Source organism: Marinobacter gelidimuriae, from assembly GCF_000372805.1.
In the GTDB taxonomy this organism is placed as follows: Bacteria; Pseudomonadota; Gammaproteobacteria; order Pseudomonadales; family Oleiphilaceae; genus Marinobacter; species Marinobacter gelidimuriae.
On sequence record NZ_KB889888.1, the window covers coordinates 19942 to 30459 of the forward strand.

Consider the following 10518-nt stretch of genomic DNA (forward strand, 5'->3'; position numbering starts at 1 on the left):
TCTCGGCGTTAGCGCTTTTCGATCGGCAGCCATTCGGCGTGATCGGGGCCGGTGTATTCGGCGCTTGGGCGGATAATGCGGTTGTTGGCGCGCTGCTCTTTCACGTGCGCGGTCCAGCCGGATACCCGTGACATCACAAAAATAGGCGTAAACAGTTCGGTAGGAATGCCCATGAAGTGGTAAGTAGAGGCGTGGAAAAAGTCGGCGTTGCAGAACAGTTTCTTCTCGCGCCACATGACTTCTTCACAGCGCACAGACACCGGGTAAAGCACGGTATCGTTCACTTCTTTCGACAGTTTTTCAGACCACTTCTTGATGATGATGTTGCGTGGGTCGGAATCGCTGTAGACCGCGTGGCCGAAGCCCATGATTTTTTCTTTGCGCTGCAGCATGCCCATCAGGCCTTCTTCGGCTTCGTCCGGGGTTTTGAATTTCTGAATCAGTTCCATGGCCGCTTCGTTGGCGCCGCCGTGCAGCGGGCCACGCAGGGTGCCGATGGCGCCGGTTACGCAGCTGTGGATGTCAGACAAGGTAGAGGCACATACGCGAGCCGCGAAGGTAGACGCGTTGAATTCGTGCTCGGCGTACAGAATCAGGGAAACGTTCATCACCCGTTCGTGCAACTCGCTCGGCTTTTTGCCGTGCAGCAGCTCCAGGAAGTGGCCGCCGATGGAGTCGCAGGTACCGGTGGTGTCGATGCGCACGCCTTTGTGGGCAAAGCTGTACCAGTAATTGATGATACTCGGGAACACAGCCAGCAGGCGGTCGATTTTGTCGTCTTGCTCGCTGAAGTTTTGCTCGGTTTCCAGGTTGCCCAGCATGGAGCAGCCGGTGCGCATGACGTCCATGGGGTGGGCGTCTTTGGGGATATTTTCCAGCACGGTTTTGAGTGCGTCTGGCAGAGTGCGCAGGCTTTTCAGCTTGGCTTTGTAGGCGTCCAGTTCCTGCTGGTTTGGCAGTTTGCCTTGCAGCAGCAGGTAGGCCACTTCTTCGAACTGGGCGTTGTCTGCCAGGTCGCTAATGTCGTAGCCACAATAGGTGAGGCCGGTTCCGGTTAAGCCAACGGTGCACAGTGCGGTTTGACCGGCGACTTGTCCACGCAGCCCTGCGCCACTTAATTTTTTTGTTTCAGTCATGGGTGCTCTCTCCCTCAAAACCGGGGACAGATTTGAAATCTGTCCCCTACTTGGTTGTTTGACACAGGGGACGGATTTGAAATCCGTCCCCTGTCCACTCTCGCTAGATCGGGGACAGACCTAAGGTCTGTCCCCGATACCGTCCCCTATCTCAGCCTTTGGTCTGCTGGAAAAGCTGGTCAAGCTTCTGTTCGAAATCGTGGTAGTTCAGGTAGTCGTAGAGTTCCATGCGGGTTTGCATGAGGTCGATTACGTCTTTTTGGTCGCCCTTCTCCAGAATGTTCTGGTAAACCGTTACGGCGGCTTTGTTCATGGCGCGGAAGGCGCTGAGCGGGTAAAGCACCATGCTGGCACCGGCGTCGCCCAGTTCTTTGCGGTTGTACAGGGGCGTCGCGCCAAATTCGGTGATGTTGGCCAGTAGCGGTACATCGCCCAGGGCGGCGGAGAAGGCTTTGTAGTGTTCCAGCTCGTTAACTGCTTCAGCGAAGATGCCGTCGGCGCCGGCTTCTATATAAGCTTTGGCGCGATCAATAGCGGCTTCCAGGCCTTCTTTCTGGAACGAATCGGTACGGGCCATGATGAAGAAGTCTTTGTCGGCACGGGCGTCAACGGCCGCTTTAATACGGTCTACCATTTCTTCTTTGGACACGATTTCTTTGTTCGGGCGGTGGCCGCAGCGCTTCTGGGCGACCTGGTCTTCAAGGTGAACAGCCGCCGCACCGGCTTTTTCCATTTGCTGAATGGTGCGGGCGATGTTGAATGCGCCGCCCCAGCCGGTGTCTATGTCTACCAGCAGCGGAATGTCTGTGGCGGCGGTAATGCGGCGCACGTCTTCTACTACGTCGTTCAGGCTGGTCATGCCCAGATCTGGCAGGCCGTAGGAGGCGTTTGCAACACCGCCACCAGACAGGTAAATAGCCTGGTGCCCTACCCGCTCGGCCATCATGGCTGCGTAGGCGTTAATGGTGCCAACAATCTGCAGGGGCTTGTTGTCGTTCAGGGCTTTACGAAAACGGGCGCCCGGGGAAAGTTTGCTGGACATGGTGTTGCCTCCTTTGGATAAAAATGACGAGGGCTTGCTGATCAGAAGGTCAGTTCGCCGTCGCGGATTTTTTGTTCAATGTTTTTTCGTGCTGCGTGAATGTGGCGTTTCATCAGAAATTCCGCCAGCTCACCATCCCGATTGGCAATGGCATCCACAATATTGCGATGCTCGCCCAGCGCCATGTGCGGGCGCCCGGACGAGGTACTTAAACGGTAGCGGTACATGCGCACCATGTAGTACAGGTCGCCCAGCAGCATTTGGGTCAGCTTGGTGTTGCGACTGCCAGTGGCGATGCGGTGATGAAAATCGTAGTCGCCCTCGGCCTGGTAGTACGCCTGGCCCTGGGCTTGTTCGATCATGGTTTCGTGGGTGTCGAGGGTGGCGCGCAAGGCGGCAATTTCGGCGTCTGTCATGCGTTCGGCGGCCTGTCGTGCGGCCAGGCCTTCCATGAGTTCGCGTATGCGATAGAGCTCTATTAATTCGTCTGCGCTTACGGAGACGACTTTCACCCCGGCATGGGGGCGGCGTACCAGCAAGCCCCGGGATTCCAGGCGGCCCAAGGCTTCGCGCAGCGGCCCGCGGGTTAAATGAAAGCGGGAGCAGAGCTCAACTTCACCAATTTTTTCGCCCGGGGTCAGGTCGCCTTTCACGATCGCCGTTTGCAGACAATCGAAGGCTTCATCAGCGCGGGTATAGGCCTGTGGGACGAATTCCAACATACTTTGTTAACAATCCTGTGAGTGATGTTGAGAAATTACGCGCCATCACACGGATTGTCAACAATCCTTCAGTATAAGACGTTACATCTGACGCATTACAATTCCAAGAATCGGGCCTGTTCGTCGGCCGGCGGCGGTGTGTACTGGTAAAGCCACACTTCAGAGACCGGTTGCCCGCTGAGCATCAACTGCAAACGGATGTCGATGGGAGCACCCGATTCACCGGGCACCAAATCAAACATTGCGCGGTAGCCCTTAATCGAGTCCAAAGGGCGCACAGACGCTATCTCTACCTTGCCACTGCTGGTGGTAATGGCAGCTTCCAGCTCGGCATCGGCCCCCAACATACTCAAACCACCGCCACCGAAATCGATCGCAAAACGCCAGGAAAATACGTCCCTCTGCTGGCCTATAACGCCGCCAAGCCCGGTGCGGGTGGCTTGCACTTGCGCCAACTTGTCTGGCTGCACCGGTGGCTGTTCACCCCAGGTCAGAGTGTAAGAAAACAGGTGTTCTTTGCCAACAGCCAAAGGCTTCTGCGGGTTCCAAAATGCCACGATATTGTCGAATGTTTCGTTCCCCGTGGGGATTTCAGTGAGCATTACCTGCCCTGGACCCCAATCGCCTTTTGGCGCGATCCAGGCGCTTGGCCTACGGTTGTAGAACACGCCGTCGTCTTGGTAGTGCTCAAAGTTCCGGTCGCGCTGCAACAGGCCAAAGCCTTTCAGGTTATTGTCAACAAAACTGCTGACATGAACGTTGCGGGGATTCATCAACGGCCGCCATAGCCATTCGTTGTTGCCGTTTTGAATCGCCAGGCCATCTGAATCGTGAATTTCAGGGCGCCAGTCGTACGCCATACGGCGATCGTTTTCGCCCATTTGGTACATGCTGGTTAGCGGTGCAATGCCCACCCGTTCGATGGCTTTTCGTGGGTAGAGCGCCACATCCACGTCCATCACTGTATTTTGTCCCGGCTGAATACGGAAGGCATAGGCACCGGTAACGCTGGGAGAATCCAGTAACGCCCAGACGGTGACGAAGTCCTGACCGGGTGCCGGTTTTTCGAGCCAGAAGGTGGTGAAATCGGGGAATTCTTCTTCCCGGCTCATGCCCGTGTCTACGGCCAGACCGCGGGCAGACAAACCGTACTGCATGGATTCGCCCACCGCACGGAAGTAACTGGCGCCCAGAAAAGACGCCAGATCTAACTGGAAATTGGTGTAAAAATGCAGGCGAAAGCCAGCGTAACCAAGATTCGATTCCAGATTACCCAGTGCCTGTTTGCCGCTGTAGTCGAAGTTGCTCTGACGATATTCCAGGGCCCGGGCGATACCGCCATCCACTTCGAATATTTGCACTGGCTTTTTGAAGTACAAGCCAAGATGGAAAAGTTGCACCTGAAACAACAAATCGTCGCCGCGCCAGAGCGCATCCTGGGGCTTGAAGCGGATAGCTTGGTAGTCATCCCAGCTTAGGGTGTTCAAGCTTGCGGGGATGCCGCTGGTTTGCGGTTGGTAGGCTTTGCCGGCCAGATGGCGGGCATGGCCTTTGAGCCAGGCGTAATCAAAAGACCCGCTGCGTTTTGTGCTGCGAGCCACCTCACCCGCCTGCAGCCGGGCCGGCATGGGTAAAACGCCCAAAACAGTAGCAGCAGATACGGCTTTTAGAAGAGAGCGACGGCGCATTATTAAACCTCAAAAGTCGGTGTGGTAGGTTGTCGATGTTCTGTTGTTGGTCGATAGTCAATTGTTGGTTGAGTCCGTTATTCGTCACTATCCAGTTGTTAAAGACGGGCGCTCGCCTGGCCCCAATAGCTTTCCGTTGGCGCAATCCAGGCGCGGCGATGAAGCTCGGCCAGGGCCACTCTGTCTTCGCATAATTCGCTGATCTGTTTCTTGTTCAGTGCCGCCGGGCCGGTATGGATGCATTGGTCCACCAGACCGCTAAGCCTTTCGGCACGCCCGGAATGGCGATCTGGCCGGGCCAGCGCCAGTTGTTGCTGGTGAACCAGCGGCACCAGAACGGCCTGTTCAAAGTGGCCAAGGCTCCAGGGGTTGGCCGGCTGGGCGCGATTTTCAGCGGCATTTTTCAGCAACGGCAACGTTGCTAGCTCTTCAGGAATCAGCAGCAGCCCGGCGCGGCGTATGGCTTGGCCCACTCTGACCCGGCTGAGCAGCACCGAGGTGGGCCCCGCCAGTATTAAAGGCACGGCCACGGGCAGCGACCAGATAAAAAAGCTGACATCCAGCCACCAGGCGAACACCGCCCAGCTTCCGCCAATCACGAACCCCGGCAGATGGGTGATCAAGGCTTCGCGCCAGCCGGTTTCTTCGGTGCGGTTTTGCCCGGCCCAGCTTAAGGAAACGTTTAACAAAGATGCTATGACGAAGCGGCTGTGGGCCAGCATGCGGATGGGTGCCAGCAACACCGAGAATACAATTTCGACCCACACGCTTAAAAACAGCCGCAAAGGGCCACCAAAACCTTTGGCCAGGCCGTGAATGATGGCGTCGATAATGGCCAGAAATTTTGGCACGAACAGCAAGGCCAGGGTGCTAAGGGCCAGGGTAAGCGCCCACTCTGGCCGCCATTCCGGCCACAGCGGGAAGAGCCCTTCGTGGCCTGCCGGAAAATATTCGATGGGCGACAGCGTTAATTGCGCGGCGGCCACTGTGGTTAACGCCAGGAACGCCAGCCACAAGGGCGAGGCCACGTAGGCCATTATGCCGTTGAGAAACGCCATGCGGTGCGCCAGGCGGATACGGCGGCCAAAGCACAGAATCCACAGGTGCTGCAAGTTGCCTTTGGCCCAGCGGTTGTCCCGTGACAATTCATCCGCCAGCGTGGGGGGTGACTCTTCAAAACTTTCGCCCAAACCGGGCTCCAGCCAGACTTCGTAACCGGCACGGCCGATATAGGCCGCCTCGACAAAATCGTGGCTCATGATTGGCCCTTTAAACACGCCAAAGCCCCGCAATTTGCGCAAGCCGCAGTGCTGCATAAACGGCTCTACCCGCAGTATGGCGTTGTGGCCCCAAAAAGCGGCGTGGCCCATTTGCACGGCGGCAAGGCCGGTCGCGAAGAGCGAAGAATACAGGCGGTTGCCAAACTGTTGCAGACGGGCAAACAGCGACTGGCCGTTAATAATAGAGGGGTTTGTTTGCAGTATGCCGACCTGGGGCTCGCGCTCCATCAACTGAACCATACGCACGATGGTGCGCCCGCTCATCAAGCTGTCGGCGTCTAACACCACCATGTATTTGAAAAGCCGGCCCCAGCGCCGCAGAAAATCGGCGACGTTGCCACTTTTATAGTTCAGGTTAACGCCGCGGCGGCGGTAAAACAGCCGGCCGTGGGCGCCCAGCTCGTCACATAACTGATGCCATTTTGCCTGTTCTTCCAGCCATATTTCCGGGTTGCGGCTGTCTGACAATATGAAAAATTCAAAGTATTCAATCTGGCCGTTGCGCTCCAGCTCGTGATACACCGCTTTCAGCCCGCTAAACGTCCAGTGCACCGGTTCGTGGTACACGGGCAGCACAATGGCGGTTTTGACCAGCGGGGTGTGTTCCAGATCATCGCTGCTGTAGCGGTTCAGCAATGAGTGCTTATCGCCACCCGTCAGCCGCAACACAAACCCGACCACCGCGGTCCAGAAACCCACGGCAATCCAGGCGTAGAGCAGTGCAAACAATACCAGCAAGCCGATTTCCACCGGAGTGCCGCCGTGGTAAGGCATGATCCACAACAAGTAATAGCTGGCCACCGCGGTTTGGCCGAATACCAGCAGCGCCAGCAAGCTGCGCCTTATTCTGGCTACGGTGCGCCAGCGCCAGAGTTTCTTGGGGGCCCGATCATTCATAACCCATGCTTCCCCTGAGCAGCTCTGGCCCGGCTTCAAGCGACAGTTTTGGTTGTGGCAACTCGAAATACTGGGGCAGAAGCTCCATAACCAGCTTTAAATAATCGCCATCAGGGGCCTGCTGCAAAGCGTGACCAACCAATTCAAGCGCGGTACGGCATTCATTGACACCCGGCTTGATTCCGCTGCCGCGAAGGTAGGCTATTACCCGGTCCAGTGCCTTCTGGCACGGTAGCTGCTCCACGTTTATTCCCTCGCCTGGGCTAAGTCAGGCAGCTGATACAACCAGGTTTCAGACACCGCATTCGGGCCTGCCAATAATCGCGCTCTTAGGGATGTGTCCTTATTGGGCGAAGGCTTAACCAGCATCGACAGGCGCCAGATGCCCTGCTCTGGCAAGTGCTCTACAAAGTGTTCCAGTATTTCGGCGTTGTCGTTGGTACCCACTTCGCTGACAACCGGAACGTTGGCGGCGTTCAAGGTTTTCCCCTCAAAGTCGACGACCACCCGCCAGGTACCTTCCAGGTTGCGATTATTTTCGCCCTGGTTGGCGCCATTAATTCGGCCAGCACCCACCCAGGTGTCCACAACGCGGCCAATATTACCGTCGAACGCGGTATGGTCTCCGAATCTAAGGCGGTACTGGAAATTCAGTTCTGCGCCCTGCTCGATTTTCTGACGCGGTTTCCAAAAGGCCACGATGTTGTCGTTGGCTTCAGAGGAGGTGGGAATTTCCACCAGCACAACTTCGCCCGCGCCCCAATCGTCGGTATTGTCGATCCAGGCACTGGGGCGCTTTTCGTAGTGGGCTTCTGCGTCGGAAAAATCATCAAAGCGGGTATCGCGTTGCATCAGCCCGAACCCTTTCAGGTTGGTCACTTGAAAAAAGTTCATCCTCAAACTGGTGGGGTTTAGTAATGGCCGCCACACCCACTCGGTCAGTTCAGCGGATTTTTCATCCTGTATCAGCAGGCCGTCAGAGTCGTGAACCTGGGGCCGCCACTCCCCCGCTGGCTGGCGGGTGTTCTCGCCGAAATAGAACATGGAGGTTAACGGTGCTAGGCCAATCTGGTCGATATTGCTACGGGCAAACAGGCGGGCGCTGACCTCAATGCCGGTGGCTGTGTCTGGGGTGATCACAAAGCGGTAAGCGCCGGTTGCGCTGGGGCTGTCGAGCAGCGCGTAAACGGTCATGGTGCCCGCGTTGGCGGCTGGCCGCTCCAACCAAAACTCGGTGAATGCCGGAAACTCTTCGCCGGAAGGTAAGCCGGTGTCTATGGCCAGGCCCCGGGCCGACAGGCCGAAACCGTTATCGGCCCCGACACCGCGAAAATAACTGGCGCCAGCGAACACCAGGAACTGGTTGCCCTGGCGCTCAGGATTTTTGATTGCGGACGATGCTTGTAACGGCCAGGTCAGCCGAAAGCCCGCGTAACCCAAATCGGCGGGGATACGCTTGGCCAGATCCGGAGAGGGGTACGTAAAGTGATCGCGATTAAAAATCAGCGGCCTTACGCCCTCTTGATCCACTTCATTCAAGGTGACCGCGTGCCGGTATACGCTGCCGGCGGGCACCATCATGACCTCAAAGTGCTTTTTGCCCGCACTGGCCGGCTGGCGCCAAAGATTGACTTCGGGCTTGAAGCGGATTGACTGGTAGCGGTCGTAAGGCAATGCGGTTAAAAATTCAGGAACCGCGCTGGGTGCTTTGTATGGCGTTTGCGCCAGCGCCTGAGCTTTTTCGGTGACATCGGCAAAACCAAAGCTCCAGACCGGAGCGCTGGCGCCTAGGCAAAATACGACAACGCACCCGTTTACAACACGGGCTGTCCTTGCAAGCATGGCTGGTATTCCCTGAGTTCAATTCAATTTGTTATGACTATACAACACCACGGTGTTGCTGCGCTTTATGTGACAACGATGTAAGAGGCTGTCCACGAACCAAAACAGGACAATTCCGAGCGGATTTAGGGTGTCAGATATCGACCGTCAGGGATAAGCGGAAGTTTGGCGAGTTGCCTGCATCGGGTAGCAGGGGAGAATCACCCAGTACCCGACCAATTGAGGTGCTTGCGCGCATGTAGCGGGTTCTGAGTTGCAGTGAGAGTTCACCGGCGTCGGCGTTCAGATACTGATCATACCGGGTGCTGTGAACGTCAGCCCAGCCTCGCAGTAACGACAACCGCGCTCCGGCGCGAACGCCCGTGATAAAAGGAACGTTAAAATCCGGCGTATCGGCGTCTATTCGAAGCCAGCCACCGGATGCAGCCGTGTGCGAGCTGCCGGCGAACCCCTCCAGCAACTGTGAGCCGGCAACGCGGATCTGCTCTGCGGCAGGCAGTTGATCGGTGCCGGTCTGGTAGCGCCCACTTAACCCCAGGTGCCAGTCGCTCATTTCGCGGCCGAGGGAGCCACCCAACAGCATCTTATAAAAATTTTCAGAATCCCGGTAGCCATCCTGGGTGGGTGCCTGTCGGCTATCTATGCTTAGCCCGCGGGAGAAAGTGACCATTGTTGCGGCATCCCACCCGTAGAGTTGTATTAACTCGCGCTTGCCACTCATCCCCAGCGAAGACACCTGTGCAGCGGTGGTTTCAGCCCACTCGCCTTGCTGCATGCGTCGACTTTCGCGAGTGCGATGACGCAGAACGCTGTCGAATTGCAGCCCCTGCCAGACAAAAAGTGCCCGTCGCGCCGAAAAGTTGGTTTCGTCTGACAGCACATGCACTTGTTCGCGCAATGTGCCTGATACCTGATCGCTGTAACGACTATTGTTGCGTGTACTGAATGCAAAGTAATTGCCTTGCAAGGGGAAACTGTAACTGGCGAACAGCGATTCACGGCGGGCGCCTTCGCGGGCTCGGCTGTTGCGGTCAAAAACCACGCCCAGTAAATGTTCGCGGAACACCAGACCGTCGGCGCTGACATCCAGCGAGCCGTTCATCTCATCATCCGATAACGTGCTGTTACCGGTGACAGACAAAGCAGACCACAGCCCTGCAGCAGCAGCGGGACGGGCCAGTCCGCAGGTACTGGCAAATAAACCGATAATCGCGAACATCAGACGAAGCAATAGCACAAGCAGTTCCGAGGTTTTTGGCAGACAGAACAAAGACTGAAAATTCAAAAAAGTGAAGGGGAACCATAAGCCATGAGACTTCCTATGACCAGCCTGAATTCTCAAAATTGAAAACTTTAATAATTCAATTTTTCAATAAGTTATTACACAATGTTAAATAACTTATTGACATTCAGCCTATTGCGCCAAATCTGCTAGCGTGCTGAACTAATACACCATAAACTAGCCGTGAGATGAATTCTTTGATGGGAACTGCATTTTAGCCATCAACTTCGGTAAACTTTGCCAATACTGACTTTCATAAGGACGCTGAAGTCAACTACCCCGCCTTAAAGGACGGGGCTTGTAGAGAACATTCTGCAAGCCAGGTTGACCGGAAAGCGGTAACCAACCCGCTACGTTCGTGACAGGTCGTTAAGACCCACCGCCGAATGCTTCCTCAGTTCGGCGCTCTGGAAGACTCAGATCATGCTGGCGAAAGGTAAAACGCCGAAGGTGTGAGTCGCTGCGACATCGCAGGAGCCGGTCACGGACATTCCCGAGGGGAGACGAATCGCAAGATTCGCGTCACAAGTCCCGTAAGGGAATTCATTGAAAGGAAAGTAATGTCGGTCTTGGTACTGGATAGAAGCAAGCAACCACTGATGCCGTGCACCGAAAGGCGTGCGCGGCTT

At 56.2% G+C, this 10518-nt stretch carries 9 protein-coding genes; all 9 read right to left on the bottom strand.

Annotation, left to right across the window (positions count from 1 at the left end):
* Window positions 1–8: 8 nt before the first annotated feature.
* Window positions 9–1136 carry a bifunctional 2-methylcitrate synthase/citrate synthase gene (gene prpC / locus A3OI_RS0110480; protein ID WP_018404231.1) on the bottom strand — a complete coding sequence of 376 codons (1128 nt, stop codon included), beginning with the start codon at window positions 1134–1136 and terminating at the stop codon, window positions 9–11.
* Window positions 1137–1287: 151 nt separating this feature from the next.
* A complete protein-coding gene (gene prpB, locus A3OI_RS0110485) occupies window positions 1288–2178 on the bottom strand; it encodes a methylisocitrate lyase (RefSeq protein ID WP_018404232.1) in 891 nt (296 codons plus the stop codon).
* Between the two features lie 41 nt (window positions 2179–2219).
* Window positions 2220–2900, bottom strand: a complete 681-nt coding sequence (locus A3OI_RS0110490) for a GntR family transcriptional regulator (RefSeq protein WP_018404233.1) — start codon at window positions 2898–2900, stop codon at window positions 2220–2222.
* Window positions 2901–2995: 95 nt separating this feature from the next.
* Entirely contained in the window at window positions 2996–4588 is a 1593-nt protein-coding gene (locus A3OI_RS0110495) for a glucan biosynthesis protein (RefSeq protein ID WP_026224129.1), read from the bottom strand.
* 98 nt (window positions 4589–4686) lie between these two features.
* Complete coding sequence (gene mdoH, locus A3OI_RS0110500) at window positions 4687–6765, bottom strand: glucans biosynthesis glucosyltransferase MdoH (protein ID WP_018404235.1); 2079 nt, start codon at window positions 6763–6765, stop codon at window positions 4687–4689.
* Complete coding sequence (locus tag A3OI_RS0110505; RefSeq protein WP_018404236.1) at window positions 6758–7009, bottom strand: hypothetical protein; 252 nt, start codon at window positions 7007–7009, stop codon at window positions 6758–6760. The genes mdoH and A3OI_RS0110505 overlap by 8 nt, the downstream gene beginning before the upstream one ends.
* Before the next feature lie 2 nt (window positions 7010–7011).
* Entirely contained in the window at window positions 7012–8607 is a 1596-nt protein-coding gene (locus A3OI_RS0110510; RefSeq protein ID WP_018404237.1) for a glucan biosynthesis protein G, read from the bottom strand.
* A gap of 133 nt (window positions 8608–8740) precedes the next feature.
* Complete coding sequence (locus A3OI_RS0110515) at window positions 8741–9844, bottom strand: ShlB/FhaC/HecB family hemolysin secretion/activation protein (protein ID WP_155903096.1); 1104 nt, start codon at window positions 9842–9844, stop codon at window positions 8741–8743.
* A gap of 461 nt (window positions 9845–10305) precedes the next feature.
* Window positions 10306–10518: hypothetical protein (locus A3OI_RS23395; RefSeq protein WP_218185827.1), on the bottom strand; the 213-nt coding region annotated here is incomplete at its 5' end.